The organism is Lacticaseibacillus parahuelsenbergensis, from assembly GCF_030770265.1.
Lineage (GTDB): Bacteria > Bacillota > Bacilli > Lactobacillales > Lactobacillaceae > Lacticaseibacillus > Lacticaseibacillus casei.
Window position 1 is genome coordinate 1,420,584 of record NZ_CP132482.1, and the last position, 22,132, is coordinate 1,442,715.

A 22,132-nucleotide genomic window follows, 5' to 3' on the forward strand; every position below is an offset into this window, starting at 1 on the left:
AAAAAGTGAGCGTGAACCAGCGGCGTTAAATGTGTGGCTACCGCGGGCTATTCAACCATCAATACTTATTGATGCTGCTGCGTTCCTTCAGACGACTCATTTTCCCTTCGCGACTCGCCAATTCTTCTTCGATCTGATCAAGCGTGATACCGCGTTCAACCATCAACACCAGAATGTGATAAGTCAGATCGGCGACTTCGAGGACAAAGGCGGCGTCATCAGGATTTTTGGCAGCGACAATGACCTCGGTGCTTTCCTCGCCAACTTTTTTTAGAATCTTGTCCAGCCCCTTGGTGAAGAGATAATCCGTATAGGAACCGGGAATCGGTTGGGCTTGGCGGTCTTTGATGAGATCATATAGTTCGGTGATACTTTGTTTGTCAGCTGTCATGGCTGATCATTCCTTTCTTGCATAAGTGCGATAAAAACAACTCGTGTGCCCGGTGTGACAGGCAGGACCGGCGGGTAGAACCAATATCAGCAACGTGTCCGCATCGCAGTCAACGGCGATTGATTGGACTTTTTGGATGTTGCCGCTAGTTTCACCTTTGTGCCACAACATCTGGCGACTGCGCGACCAAAACCAGGTTTCACCGGTTGCCAGGGTTTTCTCAAAACTTTCGGTATTCATGTACGCCACCATCAAAACCTGTTGGGTTCGAGCATCTTGAATAACCGTTGTGATCAACCCTGAGCCCTTTTTAAAATCAAGTGCGATCATCGAACCGCCACCTTTGCTTGTTTTAAAACCGTTTTGACTTCGGGGATGGTTAATTGACCAAAATGGAAAATTGACGCGGCGAGGCCGGCCGAAACGGCGGTCTCTTTGAACAAGGAAACGAAATCTTCGGCGGAACCTGCACCGCCGCTTGCAACAATGGGAACGGTCACCGCGGCACTTAATTGGCGATACAAAGCTAAGTCGAAGCCTTTCTGCGTGCCGTCAGCGTCCATTGACGTGACCAACAGCTCACCTGCTCCGGCGGCGACTGCCTGTTTGGCCCACCTAATTGCATCGAGATCCACCGGCGTGCGGCCACCATTAATCGTGACCTGGTAGCGTTGGCGTTCAGGTTGCCACCGGGTGTCAATGGCGACCACTACCGCCTGACTGCCGAATGTCTCGGCACCGGCCGTGATAAGTTTCGGCTGCTTCACAGCAGCCGAGTTTAAAGCAATCTTGTCAGCTCCGGCGCGCAACAAGTCGTGCATATCGGCAACTGAGCGAATCCCCCCGCCAACTGTGAGCGGCATGAAAACCTGCGCTGCCACTGCGGCCACTGTTTGGGTCATGGTTTGGCGGGCGTCAGTCGTGGCAGTGATGTCCAGAAAGACAAGTTCATCGGCTCCTTGGGCTTCATAAGCTTTGGCGATGGCAACCGGGTCGCCAACATCTTTGAGCTGGATGAAATGAACGCCTTTTTTAACCCGTCCCTGATCGACATCAAGGCATGGAATAATTCGTTTGGTCAGCATCGTCATCCTCCAATTCTTTGAGTTTGTTCAGATCGATGGCGCCGGTTTGCCACGCTTTACCGATAACGGCGGCGTGAATGCCGGCTGTGCGTAAGGCGGTTAAGTCAGCCAGCGTCCGAACACCACCACTGGCTACAATGTTGATCTCAGGGATGGCGTGTTGAAGCGTCCTTAGTAAGTCAACGTTTGGCCCCTGCATCGTGCCATCCCGGCCGATATCGGTTACGATCACCGTCTGCACCCCGGCTGCCTGCATCGTTTGCATCACGTCCACGCCGTTTTGCCGAGTTGTGGTCAGCCAGCCGTTTGTGGCGACTTTACCTGAACGAACGTCAATGCCAACAACAATTCGCTGTGCACCAAATTGCGCAACCGCCTGTGCAACCATATCAGGATCCGTAATGGCAACGGAACCAAGGACAAGGCGATCGATACCGGCTGTCAGATACTGATTCATCGTTGTTAGGTTGCGAATGCCGCCGCCTAATTCGATAAACGCCGAGGTGTGTTGGCGAATGGCCGTGATGGCAGCTTGATTGATCGGTTGTTGAGCGCGAGCGCCGTCTAAATCAACCAGGTGCAGATGGGTTAAGCCGGCTGTGTTCAGTCGCGCCACTTGGTCTAACGGGTCAGCGCTTAAACTGACCCGTTCATAGTCGCCTTGCGTTAAGCGGACGCTTTTGCCGGCTAATAAATCAATGGCTGGATAAAGTTGCATGGTCGGTCATCTCCTTAAAACGCTGCAAACCGGCAAGGCCAATCGCACCGCTTTTTTCTGGGTGAAATTGCGTGCCGAGAATATTTTGGCGCCGAACGATACTGGTCAGTGGTTGGCCGTAATCGGTCGTGGCGAGTGTATACGCACTTTTTGTTTGGACGTAATAAGAATGCACGAAATAGGTCGCTTGATTGGCAAATCCTGCTGCAAACGGATCGTTTTGGGTCAGTGTGTTAGTGTTCCAGCCCATGTGCGGGATCGTGATACCCCCTTTTGTCGGAATCGCGACGACCTGTCCGGGGATAAGTCCCAGGCCTTGCGTTTCACCAAACTCCTCGCTGCGATCGAACAACAGCTGCATGCCTAAGCAGATGCCAAGTAATGGTTTACCAGTGGCGGCGAAGGCCTGAATCACCGAGATGAGATGTCTTTGCTGTAAGGCGTTCATGGCCGTTTTAAAGGCGCCCACCCCTGGCAAAATCAGACCGCTTGCCACCATGATAACGGCAGGATCGGCGGAAAGCTGATTATCGATTGCCAGATAGTCAAGTGCTTTTTTGACGTTAAGCGTGTTGCCGGTGTCATAGTCCACGATGACGATCATCAAATCACTCCCTTAGTTGACGGTATCCCCTTGACGGCCGGATTCTCGGCAACGGCCGCTTGCATGCTGCGACCAAGTGCTTTGAACAAGGCTTCAATTTTATGATGGGTATTGCGTCCGTATAAAACAGCAGCATGCAGGTTAAACTCGCCGGCAAAGGCAACTGCTTGAAAAAAATCCTCGGTGACTTCCGTGTCAAAGCCGCCCAATCGTTGGTTGGTTAACTCGGCGTCAAACACCAGGTAGGCGCGACCGGAAAGATCAACGACAACGCGGGCCAGTGTTTCATCCATGGGAACAAAGGCGCTGCCAAAACGTTCAATACCCGCTTTGTCGCCGAGTGCCTGCTTAAAACAGCTGCCTAAGACGATACCGGTATCTTCAATCGTGTGATGCGGGTCGACATCCAGGTCGCCTTGGGCTTTGATTGTCAGGCCAAAGCGGCCATGCTTGGCAAACGCCTCTAGCATATGGTCAAAAAAGCCAATGCCCGTATCGATGGCAATACCGCTTTGCTGATCAAGGTTGAGACTAATCGTAATTTGGGTTTCTTTGGTTGTTCGGGTGATCGTGGCTGTTCGCATGGGAATACCTCCTTGTCGCTCAGTGATACGTTGGCAAACATTTATCGGGTTGTTCGTTTCAAAATCGCCTCGGCGTGACCGTCCAGCCCTTCGGTTCGCGCCAACGTGACAATCGCATCGGCTTGCTGCGCTAGCGCTTCGGAACTGTATTGAATAAATTGGGTTCGTTTCACAAAATCATAAACGCCTAAGGGTGAGAAAAATCGCGCCGATCCGGCAGTCGGCAAGACATGGTTCGGGCCAGCCACATAATCGCCTACCGGTTCTGCAGCATTTTCGCCAAGGAATACCGAGCCGGCGTGGTGGATTTGATTTAAGTAGGTTATCGGATCCGGCAATTGGATCTCCAAGTGTTCCGGCGCAATCGTGTTCATGAGGGTAAATGCGGCATCCGTGTCGTTAACAACAGCGATAAAGCCCTGATTCCTGATCGCAGTGCGGGCAATGGCCGCTCGTGGCAACGTTGCTAACTGAATTTCGACTTGATCACTGACGGCCTCAGCCAACTTTTCACTAGGTGTAACGAGCATTGCCCGGGCATTGGGGTCATGTTCTGCTTGCGATAAGAGATCGGCAGCTACCCGCACAGGATCGGCCGAATCGTCGGCAATAATTCCGATTTCCGATGGACCGGCAATCATATCAATGGCAACGGCTCCGAAGACCTGTTTCTTGGCCTCTGCAACGTATTGATTCCCCGGGCCCATGATTTTGTCAACGCGCGGGATGGTTTCCGTACCAAAAGCCAAAGCCCCAATCGCCTGGGCGCCGCCGACCTGGTAAATTTCGTCAATACCAGCCAATTTGGCAGCGGCCAAAACCACAGGATTAAGTCCCGCTTTTTGCGGTGGTGTCACCATGACGATTTTTTTGACGCCTGCAAGCTTGGCCGGGATCGCCGTCATGAGAATCGTTGACGGATAAGCAGCGGTACCTCCGGGGACGTATAAGCCAACTGCGTCAAGCGGCGTCACTTTTTGGCCGCGTATGATGCCTGCGGACGGACTATCGATAAAGCCATGGCTGATTTCTAACTGGTGGTAACTTGTGATGTTGGTCTTGGCCAAGTTCAACGCTGTTAATAATTTCGGCGATAAGTTTGCCAAGGCAGCATCAATTGTTGCTTGTGGAACGCGCAGGTCGTCGATTGAAACGTGGTCAAGTTGCGCGCTGTAGTTGCGTAAAGCAGCGTCTCCTTTTGCTTTCACGTTAGCCAGAATTTCCTGTACGGTTGTTTGAACCGCCGTATTTTGTGTTAGGTTTTGTTCGCGGGCAGCGACTTGTTTTTGAAGTTGGGTTAAAGTGCCGGTAAGAATTTTCATGTTAAACCTCCTGGGGACGAACCCGTTTCAGTGCTTGGATGAGTTGATAAATGGCAGATTTCTTTTGCTTGAGCGCCAACCGATTCACCACGAGATGGGTGGACACTGGCGTTAGTGTTGCAAAAACCTTCAAATGATTTTCGCGTAAGGTCGTCCCGGTTTCAGTGATGTCGACAATCGCATCAGCCATGCCGGTCAGCGGTGCCAGCTCAACCGACCCTTCAATTTTAATCATCTCAACGTCTTCGCCTTGTGTCTGAAAATAGCGCTGGGCGATGTGCGGATATTTGGTGGCGATTCGCTTGCGACTTGTCTGATATGGGTCAAAGTCAGGGGTTGATGCGAGAATGAAGCGGCAACGACCGGTTCTAAGATCCAACAGGTCAAACTGTTGATGACCTTGTTCCTCGAGGATATCCGAACCGACAATGCCAATATCCACCGTGCCGCGGTTCAAGTAAGTCAAGACATCAGGCGCTTTGACAAGGACAAAATGGAAATCCGGATCATCGGTAAAGAGCAAGCGCCGGCTTTTTTTCTGGAGCGGCGTACAGTCAATACCGGCAGCGCTGAGTAGTGGCAGCACCTGTTCAGTTGTCCTGCCTTTTGCCAATGCAATGGTTAACGTCATAGTGTGGCCTCCTTGGGGGAAAGATCAATTAAGCGAGCATGGCGACTTTTTGCCAATGCCCGGGCTTCAGCAAGCGAATCGACGAGGCAAAGCCGGGCATTGGGCGTTGTGGCGACAACCGCTGCTGCTTCCTGCCACTGGGAAGGTAAGCTATAAACAAAGGTCTGCGATGATGCGGTTGGTTCCTGAACGGTGTCCGTTAAGGCATCAACATCAAATGCCAATCCGACCGCCGGCAGCAGATCGCGTTGAAAGCTGGCCATGAGCCGGTCGTAGCGCCCGCCGCTAAACAGATATTCGCGCCGATTAGGGACGTAGGCGTGGAAAAAGAGGCCGGTATAATACGATTGCGGCGGCTGACTGGTTAAGTCCAACGTGACGTTAAGATCTGGGAATTGGTCCTTCAAGAAATCGACTGTCGTCTGCAGACGTGCTACCTGATCGCTTACAAATGCCGGTGGCAATAATTGCCTTAATTGTTCGAAAACGGTCGCAGCTGGACCGAATAACCACGGCCATTGCTTTAAGAAGGGGTACAACGCATTGGCAGCCAGTGGTTCAATCAACCGTTCGTAGGCGTTGAGATTCTTCGCGAAAAAGGCCGTCTGCAATGCGGCTTCGGTCTCCGGGTCCAGCGCCAAAGCCTGCAGAATTTGCGGAACAAAGCGTGCATCGGAAAGTTCTAGCGTTAAATCGCCAACCTTCAAATCATTACAAATGCGGATGGCTTCGTTTAAACACGCCCATTCGGCTTTCAAAGACGCGTAACCGATCAATTCAATGCCTGCTTGGGTGATTTGGTTGTAGGTACCGCTCAGACTTTTTCTGACGCGGAAAATATCGCCGACATACCACCAGTGAACCGGCGGCTGAATATTGGTGGTGCTCAACAAGCGCGCCAATGGCAACGTCAAATCCGGTCGCATCACAACGGTCTCCCCTGCATCATCGAGCATCTGATAAGGTTGTTCACCCTTGACAGTCAACGACTGGAAAACATCACGATATTCCAACAAGGGCGTTTTAACCCTATCGAATCCGGCATCGATAAAATGGCGGCTCATGATTTGAATTAGGTTTTCTTTACGGATAGCGCGCGGCCCGAATTCGTCGCGGGTACCAACAGGCAAATGGCGATTTGACATGACGGTGCTCCTTTCGTTGGCGCAAGTTTTTCTGGTGTGAAGTTATTGGGGGCGTGTTGGCTGGTGATTAGTCTAGTTGAATTTTTGCTATCTACAGCGCGCCGGCTCACGCTCACATAAAAAAAGCCCCCGAAAACGTTTTTACGTTTTCGAGGGCGATTAGTGATCGCGGTACCACCTCAATTTTGTTTGGACCTCACGACCCAAACCTCACCTACCAGCCGCAAGTCGGCTTGCGCGAACTGTGACTGGCAGCGGTGATAACGCAACGGGTGCGTGACAGCCTACTTGGTTCAGCCATCAAGTTCTTAGATGTGTGTTCGGCTGGTCGATCGCGCCTTCTCAGCAATGGGCGCTCTCTTGGGATCGGTGGTAGCTTACTTGGTCTAATCACAACTTCATGTTTGTTAATGTGACTCTAATCATAACGACCTTTAGAAAAATGTCAACTACTTTTTTAAAATAACTGCATTAGGTTCCGCCGATTGCCAACCGTTTGTTTTTTAATTTAGAAGCAAGAACGAGATTGCGATATTCAAAATGATCATTTTGCCAGTGGAAATGTCGTTTTCAGAAAATCGAGCAACAACCCCTGCACTTCAGCATCCTGTTCTGGGGTTCCAAAGCTTTGGCGAATCCATCCGGGAACCATACTATCGCGCACCAGATAGCCATGTTGCTTTAAGAAAGCGCCTAATGCTTGTGGTTGCGCCACTTGGTACAGCATAAAGTTGGTCTGGGTGGCGTAATGCCGGATGTGATGGTGATCGAAGAATGCTGTCCATTGCTGGCGCGCCGCAAAAAGTTGGCGTTTAACTTTTTGCGTGAAAGCAACATCTTTCCATGCTGCCAAAGCGGCCGTCTGACTGAGGCCGCTAATGTTATAAGGCAAGCGCACGTTTTGCATTTTCGGAATGAGCGCCTTGGGGACGATGCTAAAACCAACGCGGAAATTGGCGAGTCCGTAAAGTTTGGAAAAGGTGCGCATCACCAATAAATTGGCGAACTTTGTGATCAGCGGCAAGACGGAAGGATTGGCGACCTGATCAACAAAGTCAATATAGGCTTCATCCACGACAACCAAAATTTCTGGCGGCACCTGTGCCATGAATTCGGCAATTTCACTGACCGGTAAGTAGGTTCCGGTGGGATTGTTTGGGTTGCATAACCAAATGACTTTCGTTTTCGGTGTGATGCCTGCCAACAGGGCTTGAAGATCAATGCTTCCTGTGGCATCGTCGACCGGTGCATTGACCGTCACAGCACCCGCAATCGCCGCCTGAAGCTGATACTCCGGATAAGTCGGCCATGGCTGAAGGCTCTCGTCGCCAACGTCAAGGAAGGTTCGGCAAATCAAGGCAATCATTTCGTCCAAGCCACTTGAAAAAAGTAGTTGATCAGCAGGAATGTGCAGCCGCTCCGCCACGGCAGTTCGCAACGGCATGGCATCCGGATCAGGATAACTGCGAGCTTGTGAAAAAGTCCAATTGGCAATGGCTTCCTGCACTTTAGGAGAAGTACCGACAGGATTTTCATTAAAAGATAAGCGCGTTAGTTTTGCCAAACCTGCCGCCTTCGCGATTCTTTCCGGGGTGCTGTCCGATACATAATCCGGCAACCCGGCGATACTTTTGCGCAACATCACGCCACCTGCTTTCTTAATTGCCTTAGAGTTTACCCGCATTTGGGTGCAATGTAAATATAAAATGCATAAATATTCATAAATGTAACAGAGACTAACCTTGTTTTTCTTTCTTGAAATTTTCAAATGTTATTCAACTGCGCTAAATATAAAAGACATTGGCGCTTTTTTTATCACCTACGCCAGACGAAGTTCGTTGCCAAAAGTTTTTCGCCATCGACTTTTGCCCACACAAACAGGCACTAAAAGACGGAATTCAGTCCTTTAGTGCCTGTTTGGTGTCATGGATCAGCGAACATCAGCTATTGGCAACAAAGGCTAAATAGTAAGTCACTGCCGCAACGGTTTGAGCCGAGTTGATTTTACCTGCTTTGACGCCTTCAACCAGCTCAGAAAACGGCACTAAACGGCTGGTGACGAATTCGTCCTTATCGAAATCTTGCGATGTTTTGGCGGCTAAGTTAATTTTGGCCAGCACAAGATTGACTGTTTCATCGGTCATCCCTTCGCTGGAACGGACCGCGGTTAGCCATTGCAAATCATGGGTCAGATAACCGGTTTCCTCGTGCAGTTCCCTGCTTGCTGCCGTTTGCCAATCCTCACCGGGATCGATTAATCCGGCAGGCAATCCGAAAACTTCGCTGTTGGTTGCCACCCGATATTCCCGATTGACTAACACTCGCCCATCGTTTGTCAGTGCCAGCATGGCAACAGCATTGGCGTGGCGAATCAAATCGCGTTCAACCGTCAGACCATCAGGCGTTTTGATTTTTTGCGTCACAACATCGAAAATCGGACCGTGATAATGCGGCGTTTCACTTAAAATTTTTCCCTTCGCTAAGGGTTGGTCAAAAAACATACTGAGTCCTCCTCAAAATAACGCGCTCCTGCTCACGCTCAAATCAAAAAAGCCGCGCCTGGACGCGACTTTACTTATGCTTTGGTGAAATCCTTCATCCATGCTAGGGCAATGGCCTTTTCGCCTAAGTGTGTCCCGACAACCGGGCCGAAATAGGAAAGTTCGAACGGAACAGTCGGAAACTTCTGCTGAAGATCCGTCAACCAGCGCTGTGCTTCCTCAGGGTCATTAGCATGAATCACCACAGCGCGAATCGGATAATCGACTCGTTCAAGTTCTTGCTGGAACAATGTCTCAACGCGGGCGTAAGCTTTTTTGATGGAACGGATTTTTTCGATAGCGACGATTTTATGGGACTGATCGTCGAAAGTTAATAATGGCTTAATTTTCAGCATACCGCCAATAAAGGCTGAGGCATTACTTAAGCGGCCGCCGCGGACAAGATTCTGTAAGTCATTGACAATGAAGTATTCGCCCATGGTGCTGCGCAGATCATCCAGCCGAGCCAAAATAGCTTCCGGATCCTTGCCGGCCTCAGCCATTTGCGCTGCGGCTAGAACCAACCAGCCCATTAGGATAACGGTAATTTGGGAATCGTAAACATAAACTTTAGCGCCATGAACTTCATCAACGGCACCTTTTAAGGTATTGACAAAGCCGGAAATCGTGCTGGCAAGATGAATGCTGATAATGGTGTCATAGCCTTCGTTGGCGAGATTTTCGTAAAGCTTCAGCATCTCACCCAGTGGCGGTTGCGTGGTGCTAGGAAATGTTTTTGCGGTTTTTAGTTTGGCGTAGAATTCTTCTGTGGTAATATCCTTACCTTCGTCATAGACTGCGCCGTCAAGAATGACCGGAATCGGCACCACGGTAATGTGATGTTTGTCGATTTCGGCTTGCGGCAGATAACAGGTACTATCCGTCACGATAGCAGTTTTCATACAGGCACCCACTTTTTTAAAAATGATTGTCTACATCATACCATAAAATGCAAAGATCAAGGAGAAACACCCGGGAGCGTGTTATCTAAATTTGACGCTGGATGCTTCAACCGTTCTCCAGATACTACCTTTCAACACTAACTATGCTATATTTTGAGCATAGACAATTCTAAGGAGGACCTTGCAATGACGACTTCAAAGCATACCACATTGGCTGTGGCCAAAATGACCAGTAAGCACCAGATCACTATTCCCAGGGCCGTTCGTGAAAAACTGGGATTGAGCGATCATGATAAGCTTGTTTTTCAGCTGACTGATCATGGACAAGTTATGATCGATAAAGAACAAAAGTCGGATCTATGGTCGATCATTCGCGAACAGGATGCGGCCCACGGTAGTATCGACACACCTGAGCCTGATTGGGGAAAAGATGTTGGGGCAGAGTTGATCGATGACTGAAAAGAGAAGGTTTCACTAGAGCAACGTCATTTTCCTCATTCTTGATCTTACTGAAGGACGCAAATCTCTCGCTCTTCCATAAACGCCTTAAAACCGGTAAAATGATTGGGACAATTGGAAAGCGAGCGGATTAACATGTCTTTTGATGGAATCTTTACTCATGCCATGGCCCAAGAGCTTAACGGAATCTTAAGCGGAGGCCGTGTTGCAAAAATTCAACAGCCTTATGAAAACGAAGTCGTGATTACCATTCGTGCTGGACGTAAAAATCATCCCCTGCTACTGTCGGCCAATCCGCAGTACGCGCGGGTGCAAATTACCCATATTCCCTTTACGAATCCCGACGTTCCCGCTACCTTTACCATGACATTGCGAAAGTATTTTAACGCCGCAACATTAACGGCAGTTCATCAGGTGCAAAACGATCGCGTGCTGCATTTTGAATTCTCAACGCGCGATGAACTGGGTGATGAGTTAAGACTGCGTTTGATTATCGAGATGATGGGCCGACACAGTAATATTTTTTTGGTTAGCAAGCGAACCGGAAAAATCATTGATTTAATTCGTCACGTCTCGGCTGACCAGAATCGCTATCGCCCGTTGATGCCTGGTGCGCCGTATGTGGAGCCGCCAAAACAGGACAAAATCAATCCGTTTGATGATCCTGATCGACTTTACCACGAACTAGAACGTCAAGTGACGCCAACACTCAGCCGCGCCGCCTTGCTTCAGCAACATTATCAAGGATTAGCCAAGGATTCTGCTGCGGAACTGGCTTTGCGCCTCAATCAAGGCGATGCTGGATGGGATGGCTTTTTCAAGGAACTTGAAGCGCCAGCGCCGACGATTACGACGCAAGGCAAAAAAGCGGTCTTTACTGCCATCCCCTATCAGTCGCTATCAGGTGATCAGCAGCACTACCCGACCTTGAGTACGATGCTTGACGCGTATTATGAACAAAAAGCCGAGCACGATCGCGTCTTGCAACAAGGCGGCAACTTGATTCATGTGATTAAAAACGTCATCGATAAAGACCGTAAAAAACAGCGTAAATTGAAACGCACGCTGGAGGAAACGGAGAAGGCCGATGATTACCGCATTCGTGGCGAAATTTTGACGACATATCTGAGTCAGGTACAGCGAGGCATGACCAGCATCGAATTACCAAATTTTTATGCGGATAATCAGCCAATTAAGATTACACTCTCGAATCAGCTTACCCCTTCGCGCAATGCCCAGAAATATTTTGCCAAATACACGAAATTACGCAATGCGGTTGCTCATGTGAACCAACAAATGCAGGAAAATCAGGAGGAACTCGATTATCTGGAAGGCATTATGGCCCAAATTAATGTGGCCAGCCCTAAGGATTTAGCCGATATTCGCCTCGAGCTGCAGCAGCAAGGCTATTTGCGGAAACAGAAGCAGAAGAAAGGTAACAAACGCCAGAAAGTTTCCAAGCCGGATCAATTTTATGCCAGTGATGGTACGAAAATCTGGGTGGGCAAAAATAATTTACAAAATGACCAACTGACCTTGCATACCGCCAAGAAAACCGATATTTGGCTGCATGTCAAGGATATTCCTGGCTCGCACGTCATTATCGACAGCAGTAAGCCCAGTGAGAAAACACTGCTAGAAGCGGCTAAATTGGCTGCATATTTTTCTAAAGCTCGGGAAAGTGCCAATGTTCCCGTTGATTGGATTGAAGTGAAGAAAATTCGTAAACCCAATGGCGCCAAACCCGGCTTTGTTGTTTACGAAGGGCAAAAAACGGTGAGTGTCACGCCAGATGCTGAATTAGTCGACAAACTGCGCACCCCGCCGACGAAATAGAAAGGGATTTTAAATGACCAACACATCTGCACAAATTAGTCGACCGATTCAGGAACACATTATTGCTAACAAAGTTAAACATGGCTGGAACACGACCGATACCAATTTTGAAATGCTGCTCGCCTATCATGAAATGGCTGAACTGACCACAGCACTGCTTAAGCGCGACCAAGACAATATCGCTGAAGAATTGGCTGACGTCACCATTTATCTGCTCGGCATCGCCGAAATCAAGGGGATTGATTTGGCTGAGGCGGTTAATGCAAAAGTTGCCATCAATGACCATCGTGTTTACGATGCGCAAGGCCATAAGCATCTTGAATGAAGCAGTGTCTAGGTAAAGATTGAGACTGCGCGATCATGTTCTACGGCCACTAAAAAATGACCAAATATACCCGTTTACGATTGGGGATGTTTGGTCATTTTTTGGTTACTATTTTTGGATATTTTTAGGGCGCGTCTTTACTAACCCAAAAATTTGAAAACGATTCGACTGTCGAACAATTTTAGCATCTTTTCAAATAGCACTTTGCTTAGCAATGCTGCCGCGATTGGAATAGCAATCCAGCAAAGTAAAACCAGCGGAATCGCCAAACCAGCATCCATGGCGGCAAGCGGCCCGACCATGCCAACAATCCCGAAGCCGGCCGACTGTGGGGTACCGCTGATTGACAATAACGCAACCGGGATGGCCGAGATGATTGCCGTGAACAAGCATGGCAGCAGGATGATTGGATGTTTAAACAGATTTGGCATCATGATTTTCATTCCGCCTAATGCAATGGCAATCGTGACGCCAGATTTGTTGACCTTCCAGGAATAAACCACCAGTGCCAAGGTTGTGGCGGCAACGCCCATTGCTGACGCCCCTGCCGAAACGCCGTGAAGTTGGATCGCCAGCCCGATAGCAACAGTTGAAATCGGACTGACAATTAAAATGGCAAAAGAACAGGAGATCAGAACAGCCATGAGGATCGGTTGCAAAGTGGTGAAGCTATTGATGACATCGCCGATCGCGGTAGTGAAAGCTGCGATGAATGGCAGCAACAGTACCCCAATATAAGCGACGCCACACCCGACTAGAATTGGCATAGCAATGACAGCCGTTGAACCAAACCGATCTTTCACCCATAGCAAGACTAAGACAGCGATTGATGCCGTAATCATGGTATTGATCAAATCGCCGGTCCCGGCACCAACATAGGCTTTCGTGGCCGGGTTGAATTTCACGACGCCTGAGCCAACAAACGCTGCCCCTGCCGTTACCATCATCTGCAAAGGCTTCAGTTCAAATTGCAGCGCGATTAAGCCGCCAATAATTAAGGGGGTGGCAATTTGAAAAATGGCTGCGACTTGCGTCAAGGTTACTGCAAATGTGTTCGTTCCAAAATACTTGAGAATACCGGACAAAACCGCATTTGGAATCAATCCAATAATGACCCCTAACGCTGTTCCTGATAAAACCTTATTGATAAAAGCCGTCACTGTCATACTGGCTGCCTGAGTAGTCGTCGCGTGAGAACCTCGCTCTCCTTGCATCGGTGCGTCAGCAAGTGTTTCGGCTGCAGCTGGCATTCCTTTTGTTGTTGAATCTCCTGCCATTGAATTTTCCCCCTTAATAAGAATGTAATGAGAATATTAACAGAAAATGTGCAGGTAAGTCTAGCGTTAGATTGAAATTAATTAATAGAATTTTTCTGTTATACATCAGTGGGCATTGCAATGGTCGCAACGATAAATTGCAGTCGCAAAATTAACCGTTTTGGCCGTCAATACGTGAACTTTAGATCAAGAGAAACCCACTTATTAATTCAATTTTAAAAAGGCATATTCAGTATTTGCTGGACATCTTTAGACATGATTGTGACTCAATGATCGTTATCAGGAAGCACTACGCTTAATATGAAACAGTCAGTATGCTCAGCTGTTTGCAATTGCACTTTTAATGATAGTCATAGCCAACGCACGAAAATTGCAAAACGTCATCGTAGCTTTAGAAACATTTCAACAAAGAAAGACCCTGTCAGCAATGTTGAAAATCAACACTGCTGACAGGGCCTTTCAGATTAATTTTGATGAATATGCTCGACGGCCTAGCGATTATTGGAACCGATCGCCCCACTTGGCGGGATCCTCACGCCATTGATGTAAGGAACTTAGCTGCTGAGTCGTAACGGCGCCTTGAGCTTCAGCAGTTTGAATGAGCGCCGTATAATTTGTCAGCGTGAAGAATGGCAAACCCGCCTTGGCGAAGTTAGCGGTCACTGCTGCCAGTTGGTAACTGAAGATTGCTGCGACACCCAGAACGTTGACGCCGTCTTTTTGCGCTGCGGCCACAGCACTGAGCACGGAACCGCCCGTCGATAGCAGGTCATCAATGACGACCAGCTTGGCGTCTTCTGGAAGGTGCCCTTCAATCTGTCTCCCCTGCCCGTGGTCTTTAGGCTTACTCCGAATATAAACCAATGGCAAGTTCAGCAGATTGGCGACTAAAGCCGCATGCGGAATCCCGGCAGTGGCCACCCCACCGATGGCCGTCACGTCCGGGTAATGAGCCACGATTTCCTGGGCTAAGCCGGCCGCAATTTTACTGCGAACGTCAGGGTAACCGATAGTGAGACGATTATCGGTATAAATTGGACTTTTTAACCCGCTTGCCCAAGTAAATGGTTCTTCGGGACGTAATGTGACGGCTTTGATGCGGAGTAAATCGCTGGCAATTTGGTTTTCTAGTTTAGTCATGTGCTGTTTCCCACGCTTTCTTAATCGATTGATAGGCTTCAACTGGATCAGGTGCCTGTGTGATCGGGCGGCCGACAACAATGGCCGAACTGCCTAACCGTTTGGCTCGACCCGGTGTGACGACCCGTTTTTGGTCGCCGATTGCGGCACCGTGTGGCCGGATGCCTGGTGTGACCACGAGAAATTCAGGTTTAGTCACACTGCGGATCAATGGCGTTTCTAAGGCACTGGCAACAACGCCGTCTGCATCACTGGCCTGCGCGATGGCCGCTAAGTGTTGAACTGCCTGATTCAGTGGCACATCGATGGACAATTGGTTTTCCAGCATGGTTTGATCGGTTGAGGTCAGGTGGGTAATGGCGAGCATTTTAGGTGCCGGATGATTCGCGGCTTTGGCACCTGCCAGCAAGCCGCGTTTGGCTGCCAGCATCATTTCCTTACCGCCGGCTGCGTGCACGGTTGTCAGTGTCACGCCTAATTTGCCTAATTGCCAAGCGGCTTTTTCAACCGTGTTCGGAATATCATGAAGTTTTAGGTCGAGGAAAATGTCAACCGGGTGCGCTGCCTGAATGGCGGTAATAATCGCCGGCCCTTCAGCATAGAAAAGTTCCATCCCGATTTTGACGAAAAGCCGTTCATCTTTGGGAAAACGCGCTAAAAAATCAAGTGTGGTCGCCTGATCTTTAAAATCGAGTGCAATGATAGGTGTCATACCGCCTGTCCTTCCTGAATGCGTGCAAATGCTGCGGCAATTTTAGGAATTGCCTTTTCTTCATAGTAATTGGCCGATCCGATTGCGACTGCCTGGGCCCCTGCAGCTAACATCTCGGCAGCATCGTGACCGGAGCTGACCCCACCCATGCCGATAATCGGAACATGAACAGTGTGGGCAACCTGATAAACCAGATGCAGTGCTATCGGTAGAATGGCCGGACCGGAAACACCGCCGGTCACATTGTCCAAAACCGGTTGACCCGTGTGGATATCCAAGCGCATACCCACCAATGTGTTAATCAAGGAGATGCCATCTGCACCCGCGGCTTCGACTGCTTTGGCAATCACGGTGATGTCGGTGACATTAGGCGTGAGTTTAACGAAAATCGGGACCGAACTGGCTTCCTTGACAGCGCGCGTGACGGCCGCAGCAACCACCGGATTCGTACCAAACGCCATGCCACCTTGTTTCACATTTGGGCAGGAAATGTTAATTTCCAGAGCTTTGACATTTGGGGCCGCGCTCAACTTTTTAGCAACCGCCGCATATTCGGCAACATCGGCACCGGCAATGCTGGCGATGATTGGCAGATCAGGATAGTTCTTTGCCAACCAAGGCAGTTTTTCGCGTAACACAACCTCGGATCCTGGATTCTTCAACCCGACTGCATTCAGTGTACTGCTCGGGCCGTCAGCAAAAATCTTGCCTTGGTTGCCAACCCGTGGCAATAAGGTGGTTGATTTGGTCACCAATGCCCCCAGCAGATTCAAATCATATTGTTTGGCGTATTGTTCGCCAAAACCGAATGTCCCGCTGGCGGGCATGAACGGATTCTTCATCGTAAAGCCGGGTAATTGAATCATGTGATGCTGCCTCCTTTGTTGTAACGGCTGCTGCTGCCGGCAGTTGTCGGCTTTAACTTCTAATTGGTGTCATTGAGAATGCCCGTGATTCCAAGACCTTCAAAATGGCATCTGCGGTATCGAGGCTGGTCATCAATGGTACGCCATGTTCGATAGCAGTTTCCCGAATGCGGAAGCCATCACTTGAGGTCTTCTTGTCGGCGGTCATGGTGTTGATCACCAACTGAATCTTGCGGTCGGCAATGTCTTCCAAAATAGTTTCTTTGCCGCTATCAAGTTTTTCGATGGTTTCAACCGTAATCCCGGCTTTTTCAAATGCTTTGGCTGTGCCGCTGGTGGCGACCAGCTGGTAACCGACTTCGCGGAACCGTTTGGCCAGTTCGGTTGCTTCGGTTTTATCAGCGTCTTTAACCGTGATTAACGCGCGGCCAAATTGTGGCAAGTGCATGCCGGCTGCTTCGAATGCTTTATACAAAGCTTTGGCTAGGGTGGTATCACTGCCCATAACTTCGCCAGTGGACTTCATTTCCGGCCCTAACAAGCTATCAACGTGATTCAACTTGGAGAAGCTGAACACTGGTGCTTTGACGTGGATCCCTGCCTGGTTTGGCAGTAAGCCCGTTTTAAAGCCCTGCTCTTTCAGACTCAATCCAAGAATCGCCAAGGTCGCAACTTGTGCCAGTTTGACATTGGTTACTTTACTTAAGAAAGGAACCGTTCGGCTGGCTCGCGGATTAACTTCGATGACATATGCTTTGCCTTGATGAATGATGAATTGGACGTTCATCAAGCCGATGCAGTTCAAAGCCCGTGAAAGTTTGATCGTTGCATCGGTAATCTGGTCAATGATGTCCTGACTGAAGGTTTGCGGCGGATAAACAGCCATCGAGTCGCCGCTGTGAATGCCGGCGCGTTCGATATGTTCCATGATCCCCGGCAAAACCACCGTTTCACCATCGGAGATGCAATCAACTTCGCATTCTTTGCCGACCAGATAGTGATCGATCAAAACCGGATGGTCGTGGGAAACCGACACAGCCCGATCAATGTAACTGGCTAATTCATCGGCATCATGCACGATTTCCATCGCCCGACCGCCTAATACGTAACTTGGCCGAACCAAAACCGGGTAACCAATCTTTTCTGCAACTGCCAGTGCGCCGGCTTTATCGGTTGCGGTACCGCCTTCTGGTTGCGGTAACTTCAATTGTTTGATGACTTGATCAAACAGATCCCGATCTTCCGCCCGATTAAGATCCTCAACGGAGGTGCCCAGAATTTTAATGCCGCGTTTAGCCAGTGGTTCCGCCAGATTAATCGCTGTTTGGCCGCCAAACTGCACGATCACGCCTTCTGGTTGTTCCAGGTCAATGACGTTCAGAACATCTTCAAGGGTTAAGGGTTCAAAATACAGCTTATCCGCAATCGAAAAGTCAGTGGAAACCGTTTCTGGATTGCTGTTCATGATGATGGCTTCATAGCCGGCTTTTTGAATGGCCTTAACGCTGTGAACCGTTGCATAATCGAATTCGACCCCCTGGCCAATCCGAATCGGACCGGAACCGATGACTAAGACGCTCGGCTTATCGCTTTTGAAGCTTTCCGTGCTGCTTTCATAAGTGCTGTAGTAATACGGGGTATCACTAGCAAATTCGCCGGCACAGGTATCGACCATTTTGTAAACCGGTAAAATGTGCTGTTCCTTGCGCATTTGCCGAATCTGATCCGCATGTAAGCCCCAAAGCTGGGCAATTTCTTCATCAGCAAAACCATAACGCTTTGCTTCAGCGAGCAACGGCAAATCGGCTTTATGCGCAGCCAGTTCCCGTTCCAATTCGACGATGTGTTTAATCTTGTCGAGGAAGAATGGGTTCATTTTGGACAATTCGGCGACTTCATCGATGGTATAATCCCGCCGAAATGCTTCAGCTAGATAAAAGAGTCGTTCATCGTTGGCTTGAATGATATGCTTACTTAATTCATCGTCACTGAGCTTGGCAAAAGCCGGACGGCGAGGATGAATGAGGCCGACTTCAAGTGAGCGTACCGCTTTTAGCAGACTTTCTTCAAGCGTTCGGCCAATCGCCATGACTTCACCGGTGGCCTTCATTTGGGTGCCGAGGGTGCGGTCGCCATTTTCAAATTTATCGAATGGGAAACGCGGTAATTTGGTAACCACATAGTCCAAGGCCGGTTCGAATTCGGCCCAAGTCTTCTTGGTGACCGGATTCTTGATTTCGTCCAGATGCAAACCGACCGCAATTTTGGCAGCCATTTTAGCAATCGGATAACCGGTGGCCTTGGAAGCTAGCGCGCTGGACCGGGAGACCCGAGGATTGACTTCGATGACATAGTACTTGAAGCTGTTGCGATCAAGTGCAAACTGAACGTTGCAGCCGCCTTCGATCTTCAACGCACGAATGATCTTCAAGGCTGAGTCACGCAACATCTGGACTTCTTTATCCGTGAGCGTTTGTGTTGGCGCGAAGACCATTGAATCGCCGGTATGCACACCGACTGGATCGAAGTTTTCCATGTTGCAGACCACAATGGCGGAATCGGAAGCATCGCGCATGACTTCAAATTCGATTTCCTTATAGCCGGCAATGGAACGCTCGATCAACACTTGAGTGACCGGGCTCAGGTTCAAACCGTTTTCGGCAATTTCGGCAAGCTCTTTTTCATTATCGGCAATACCGCCGCCTGTGCCGCCCATGGTGAAGGCTGGGCGAATGATGACAGGAAAGCCGATTTTGTCGGCAAACTCCTGCGCTTCATCCACGTTGTTGGCGATGGCGGACTCCGGAACCGGCTCGTGGAGTTTTTGCATCAGATTTTTGAACAATTCGCGGTCTTCGGCTTGATCGATTGCGCTAAGCTTGGTGCCCAGCAATTCGATGCCGAGCTCGTCCAAAATGCCGGTGTTGCTTAGTTTCATGGCAAGGTTCAGACCGATTTGTCCGCCGATTGTTGGCAAAATGGCATCTGGCAACTCTTTACGCAAGATCTGGCTGACGAATTCGACGGTCAACGGCTCGATATAAACTCGATCCGCGATTTCCGTGTCGGTCATGATGGTGGCCGGATTGGAGTTTACCAAAACAACTTCATAGCCTTCTTCACGTAAGGCAAGGCAAGCCTGAGTCCCCGAGTAATCAAATTCTGCGGCCTGACCGATGATAATCGGACCTGAGCCGATCACTAAGATTTTATGAATATCTTGACGTTTTGGCATGATTATCCTTTCTGCGTACGATCTGAAAATGCATCCATCATTTCCATAAACTCATCAAAAAGATGGTCGGCGTCATGTGGACCCGGAGCAGCATCCGGATGGAACTGAACCGTGAAGGCTGGGTAAAGCCGGTGGCGTAAGCCTTCTACCGTACCATCATTGATTTCAACGTGGGTCACTAACAAGGTGTCCGGATCAATGCTGTCCGGATCAACGGCATAGCCGTGGTTTTGGCTGGTAAAATCGATGCGGCCAGTCGCAATTTCGCGGACCGGATGATTAAAGCCGCGGTGACCGTATTTCATCTTAAAAGTGTCAGCGCCATTGGCCAGGGCAAACAACTGGTGGCCGAGGCAAATCCCGAATAACGGAATTTTACCTTCAATGCCGCGAATCATATCCAGCGCTTCCGGCACATCTTTTGGATCGCCGGGGCCATTGGTCAGCATCACCCCATCCGGTGCCAATTCAAGAATGGTGGCAGCTGTTGTCGTCGCTGGCAACACGGTTACGTTGCATTGGCGCTTGGCCAATTCCCGTAAAATGCTATGTTTGAGACCAAAATCGATGACCACCACATTGCGGCCGGTACCAGGTGCCGGATAGGCTTGCTGAGTCGAAACCTGTTGCACCTGATTCTTCGGAAGCACCAACGCTTTGAGTTGATCAAAAGCATGTTCATCGGCTGCATCCACAATGCTGGCCTTCATGGCACCGACTTCCCGAATTTTCTTGGTCAGAGCACGGGTGTCAACACCGCTGATGCCGGGAATATGTTTGCGTTTAAGAAACTCATCGAGTGTCATTTGACTGCGCCAGTTACCGGTGACCCTGGCTACCTCGCGCACCACGATGCCTTTGGCGGTGGGATCAATGCTTTCATAGTCATCGCGGTTGATCCCTACATTGCCGATAAGCGGCTGAGTGAAGGTAATGATCTGGCCGTTGTAACTTTGGTCGGTAATCGTTTCCTGATAACCGCTCATGCCGGTGTTAAACACAATTTCGCCGGTTGTGACGGTTTCCGCACCAAAGCCGACGCCAGGAAAAACGCTGCCGTCTTCAAGAATTAAATAGCGCTTCATGCTTGTCCTCCCTTTTGATAGGCAATCCGCCCGCGACTGATCGTATACAAGGCCTGGCCCTGAACTTTTTCGCCGATAAACGGTGAATTCTTGCCCTTTGAGAACCAGTCAGCAGGATCAATGGTGTATGTGGTATCCAAATCAAGAATCGTCAGATCAGCGGGACCACCTACCGTAATATGGCCGCCTGGCAGACCAAACTTCTCTGCCGGAACCCTACTCATTTTGGCAATCAGTTGCTTAAGCGTGAACATTTTTGATTTGACCAGTTTGGTGTAAAGCAGTGGAAAGGCGGTTTCGGAACCGACGATGCCGAACGCCGCAGTTTTAAAAGAACCGGATTTTTCTGCAGCTGTATGCGGCGCGTGATCGGTGGCGATCATGTCCAGTGTGCCGTCTTGCAAGCCTTCAAGTAAGGCCAGATGATCGGCGCGGGAACGCAATGGCGGGTTCATCTTGAACATCGGATTATCGCCTGGGATATTATTTTCATCAAGTAGTAAGTGATGTGGCGAAACTTCGGCGGTGACGTGAACGCCGCGTTTTTTGGCTTCGCGAATCAAGGCCACGCTTTGGCGAGTTGAAACATGGCAGGCGTGGTAATGAACACCGGTGGCTTCTGCCAAGTCCAGATCGCGCGCCAGCTGGCTGCTTTCGGTTTGATTGATGATGCCAGGTAAGTTCAACTTCTCGGCAACCGGGCCGGCATTGATCACGCCGCCGTGCATGAGACTGGCATCTTCGATATGGGCGACAATCGGGGCTTTCAGTTTAGTCGCCTGTTTCATAGCTTGATACATGGTATCGGCATCTTGGACGCCAACGCCGTCATTGGAAAAGCCCAGAGCGCCTGCTTCCAGCAATGCCGGCATGTCGACTAGCTGATCTGAATGTAAGTCATGCGTAATCGGGGCAAACTGCCGGACGGTAATCTTGGCATCGTTACGGTTTTTCGCCAATACCGGTGTCAAGGTGGCGACTGTGTCGGGAACAGGTTTTAGATTGCTCATCGCAACAACTGTTGTAAACCCGCCATGTGCGGCTGCTTGAGCCCCGGTTTTAATCGTTTCTTTAGCAGTAAAGCCAGGTTCGCGAAAATGAACATGGACGTCAATCAATCCCGGAACGACTGTTGCACCGGTGGCATCAATGACGGTTTCATCACCGCGGGCAGCAAGTTGCTGGCCGATCGCAGTAATTTTGTCGTCGGTGATCTGAATATCCGCCGTGTATTCGGTATCGCTGATGATATGGGCATTTTTGATGAGCATAAGT

22 protein-coding genes and 1 other annotated feature are annotated in these 22,132 nt (G+C 49.7%); of the genes, 3 read left to right on the forward strand and 19 right to left on the reverse strand.

The window, feature by feature from the left end; translation table 11 throughout:
* Window positions 1-58 precede the first annotated feature (58 nt).
* From hisE to LACPH_RS06700, 12 genes are all read right to left on the reverse strand, one after another.
* The gene (gene hisE / locus LACPH_RS06645; protein ID WP_306387612.1) at window positions 59-391 is read right to left on the reverse strand and encodes a phosphoribosyl-ATP diphosphatase; all 333 of its coding nucleotides are present in this window, start codon (window positions 389-391) and stop codon (window positions 59-61) included.
* A gap of 6 nt (window positions 392-397) precedes the next feature.
* Window positions 398-721: a phosphoribosyl-AMP cyclohydrolase gene (gene hisI / locus LACPH_RS06650; protein WP_306387613.1), complete on the reverse strand. Its 324-nt coding sequence runs from the start codon at window positions 719-721 to the stop codon at window positions 398-400.
* Complete coding sequence (hisF, locus tag LACPH_RS06655) at window positions 718-1,476, reverse strand: imidazole glycerol phosphate synthase subunit HisF (RefSeq protein WP_306387614.1); 759 nt, start codon at window positions 1,474-1,476, stop codon at window positions 718-720. The genes hisI and hisF overlap by 4 nt, the downstream gene beginning before the upstream one ends.
* Entirely contained in the window at window positions 1,445-2,194 is a 750-nt protein-coding gene (gene hisA, locus LACPH_RS06660) for a 1-(5-phosphoribosyl)-5-[(5-phosphoribosylamino)methylideneamino]imidazole-4-carboxamide isomerase (protein ID WP_306387615.1), read from the reverse strand. The genes hisF and hisA overlap by 32 nt, the downstream gene beginning before the upstream one ends.
* Entirely contained in the window at window positions 2,172-2,798 is a 627-nt protein-coding gene (hisH, locus tag LACPH_RS06665; RefSeq protein ID WP_306387616.1) for an imidazole glycerol phosphate synthase subunit HisH, read from the reverse strand. The genes hisA and hisH overlap by 23 nt, the downstream gene beginning before the upstream one ends.
* Window positions 2,798-3,382, reverse strand: coding sequence for an imidazoleglycerol-phosphate dehydratase HisB (gene hisB / locus LACPH_RS06670; protein WP_306387617.1), 585 nt, complete (start codon window positions 3,380-3,382; stop codon window positions 2,798-2,800). The genes hisH and hisB overlap by 1 nt, the downstream gene beginning before the upstream one ends.
* A 41-nt stretch (window positions 3,383-3,423) precedes the next feature.
* The gene (gene hisD / locus LACPH_RS06675) at window positions 3,424-4,704 is read right to left on the reverse strand and encodes a histidinol dehydrogenase (protein ID WP_306387618.1); all 1,281 of its coding nucleotides are present in this window, start codon (window positions 4,702-4,704) and stop codon (window positions 3,424-3,426) included.
* Window position 4,705: 1 nt separating this feature from the next.
* Window positions 4,706-5,335 (reverse strand): ATP phosphoribosyltransferase, encoded by a 630-nt coding sequence (hisG, locus tag LACPH_RS06680; protein ID WP_306387619.1) that lies wholly within the window; start codon window positions 5,333-5,335, stop codon window positions 4,706-4,708.
* Window positions 5,332-6,480, reverse strand: coding sequence for an ATP phosphoribosyltransferase regulatory subunit (locus LACPH_RS06685; RefSeq protein WP_306387620.1), 1,149 nt, complete (start codon window positions 6,478-6,480; stop codon window positions 5,332-5,334). The genes hisG and LACPH_RS06685 overlap by 4 nt, the downstream gene beginning before the upstream one ends.
* 148 nt (window positions 6,481-6,628) lie before the next feature.
* Window positions 6,629-6,883 (reverse strand) — a binding site (T-box leader).
* A 141-nt stretch (window positions 6,884-7,024) separates the two neighbouring features.
* Window positions 7,025-8,122 carry a histidinol-phosphate transaminase gene (gene hisC, locus LACPH_RS06690; protein ID WP_306387621.1) on the reverse strand — a complete coding sequence of 366 codons (1,098 nt, stop codon included), beginning with the start codon at window positions 8,120-8,122 and terminating at the stop codon, window positions 7,025-7,027.
* Between the two features lie 298 nt (window positions 8,123-8,420).
* Complete coding sequence (locus LACPH_RS06695; protein ID WP_025012366.1) at window positions 8,421-8,981, reverse strand: NUDIX hydrolase; 561 nt, start codon at window positions 8,979-8,981, stop codon at window positions 8,421-8,423.
* Window positions 8,982-9,055: 74 nt separating this feature from the next.
* Window positions 9,056-9,922: a DegV family protein gene (locus LACPH_RS06700; RefSeq protein WP_049169823.1), complete on the reverse strand. Its 867-nt coding sequence runs from the start codon at window positions 9,920-9,922 to the stop codon at window positions 9,056-9,058.
* 186 nt (window positions 9,923-10,108) lie between these two features.
* On the opposite strand from LACPH_RS06700, the gene LACPH_RS06705 reads away from it, so the two are divergent.
* The 3 genes from LACPH_RS06705 to LACPH_RS06715 all read left to right on the forward strand — a co-directional run bounded on the left by LACPH_RS06705 (window position 10,109) and on the right by LACPH_RS06715 (window position 12,542).
* Window positions 10,109-10,381 carry an AbrB/MazE/SpoVT family DNA-binding domain-containing protein gene (locus LACPH_RS06705; protein WP_306387622.1) on the forward strand — a complete coding sequence of 91 codons (273 nt, stop codon included), beginning with the start codon at window positions 10,109-10,111 and terminating at the stop codon, window positions 10,379-10,381.
* Window positions 10,382-10,516: 135 nt separating this feature from the next.
* The gene (locus tag LACPH_RS06710; protein WP_306387623.1) at window positions 10,517-12,217 is read left to right on the forward strand and encodes an NFACT RNA binding domain-containing protein; all 1,701 of its coding nucleotides are present in this window, start codon (window positions 10,517-10,519) and stop codon (window positions 12,215-12,217) included.
* Between the two features lie 13 nt (window positions 12,218-12,230).
* Window positions 12,231-12,542: a MazG-like family protein gene (locus LACPH_RS06715; protein ID WP_025012370.1), complete on the forward strand. Its 312-nt coding sequence runs from the start codon at window positions 12,231-12,233 to the stop codon at window positions 12,540-12,542.
* A gap of 140 nt (window positions 12,543-12,682) precedes the next feature.
* Here the strand turns inward: LACPH_RS06715 and LACPH_RS06720 are convergent, their stop codons facing one another.
* The 7 genes from LACPH_RS06720 to pyrC all read right to left on the reverse strand — a co-directional run bounded on the left by LACPH_RS06720 (window position 12,683) and on the right by pyrC (window position 22,128).
* Window positions 12,683-13,756 (reverse strand): PTS sugar transporter subunit IIC, encoded by a 1,074-nt coding sequence (locus tag LACPH_RS06720; protein ID WP_370531196.1) that lies wholly within the window; start codon window positions 13,754-13,756, stop codon window positions 12,683-12,685.
* A gap of 561 nt (window positions 13,757-14,317) precedes the next feature.
* The gene (gene pyrE / locus LACPH_RS06725) at window positions 14,318-14,959 is read right to left on the reverse strand and encodes an orotate phosphoribosyltransferase (protein ID WP_306387625.1); all 642 of its coding nucleotides are present in this window, start codon (window positions 14,957-14,959) and stop codon (window positions 14,318-14,320) included.
* Window positions 14,952-15,671 carry an orotidine-5'-phosphate decarboxylase gene (pyrF, locus tag LACPH_RS06730; RefSeq protein WP_306387626.1) on the reverse strand — a complete coding sequence of 240 codons (720 nt, stop codon included), beginning with the start codon at window positions 15,669-15,671 and terminating at the stop codon, window positions 14,952-14,954. Before pyrF ends, pyrE begins: the two co-directional genes overlap by 8 nt.
* The gene (locus LACPH_RS06735) at window positions 15,668-16,537 is read right to left on the reverse strand and encodes a dihydroorotate dehydrogenase (protein WP_306387627.1); all 870 of its coding nucleotides are present in this window, start codon (window positions 16,535-16,537) and stop codon (window positions 15,668-15,670) included. Before LACPH_RS06735 ends, pyrF begins: the two co-directional genes overlap by 4 nt.
* A 52-nt stretch (window positions 16,538-16,589) precedes the next feature.
* Complete coding sequence (gene carB, locus LACPH_RS06740) at window positions 16,590-19,772, reverse strand: carbamoyl-phosphate synthase large subunit (RefSeq protein WP_306387628.1); 3,183 nt, start codon at window positions 19,770-19,772, stop codon at window positions 16,590-16,592.
* Window positions 19,773-19,774: 2 nt separating this feature from the next.
* Window positions 19,775-20,857 carry a carbamoyl phosphate synthase small subunit gene (locus LACPH_RS06745; RefSeq protein WP_010488293.1) on the reverse strand — a complete coding sequence of 361 codons (1,083 nt, stop codon included), beginning with the start codon at window positions 20,855-20,857 and terminating at the stop codon, window positions 19,775-19,777.
* Complete coding sequence (pyrC, locus tag LACPH_RS06750; RefSeq protein ID WP_306387629.1) at window positions 20,854-22,128, reverse strand: dihydroorotase; 1,275 nt, start codon at window positions 22,126-22,128, stop codon at window positions 20,854-20,856. The genes LACPH_RS06745 and pyrC overlap by 4 nt, the downstream gene beginning before the upstream one ends.
* Window positions 22,129-22,132: the final 4 nt, after the last annotated feature.